Source organism: Clostridium sp. ATCC 25772 (assembly GCF_001573875.1).
Lineage (GTDB): Bacteria > Bacillota > Clostridia > Clostridiales > Clostridiaceae > Clostridium_J > Clostridium_J senegalense.
The window spans coordinates 1-512 of record NZ_LFRG01000225.1; the positions used below are offsets into that span (position 1 = coordinate 1).

The following is a 512-nucleotide window of genomic DNA, read 5'->3' on the forward strand; positions in this document are numbered from 1 at the left end:
ATTCTTATATTTATATAATTCTAGAACTTTAACTTTTAACTGATTTTTACAATCATCATTATTAATAAAAGTAATATAATCTCCCTTTAATACTGTCTTTCTCTTTTCATCATATAATCTCATCTCTATCGTCTTAGTTCCATTTTTTATTAATATAAAACAATCATTATTTAAAGTCATAATATGATTTTCCATTTAAATTTTTCCTATTTTATAGTTTTATCCAATAACGTTTTATAATATTTCCATCTACTTCTACATTTTTCTCAAATACTCCCCCATTAGCAATTATAACTTTTTCACTACCTATATTGTCATGATTACAAGTTATAAGAACTTTATCAAGTCCATATGATTTACAATTTACAAGATTTTGTTTAAGCATCTCTGTCGCATATCCTTTTTTCCTTTCGCTCGGACGAACAGAATAACCTATATGACCACCCCATAAACTTAGTACCGGGTGATTAATATGATGTCTTAAATCAATGATTCCAACAATTTTATTATCT

Annotated in this window: 2 protein-coding genes; both read right to left on the minus strand. The window is 25.6% G+C overall.

Going from position 1 to position 512, the window contains the following annotated elements:
- On the minus strand, nucleotides 1–195 hold a 195-nt coding region (locus AZI32_RS17700; protein ID WP_242865333.1), incomplete at its 3' end, for an ASCH domain-containing protein.
- A gap of 16 nt (nucleotides 196–211) precedes the next feature.
- A partial coding sequence (locus tag AZI32_RS17705; protein ID WP_157451003.1) for a GNAT family N-acetyltransferase occupies nucleotides 212–512 on the minus strand: 301 nt, incomplete at its 5' end.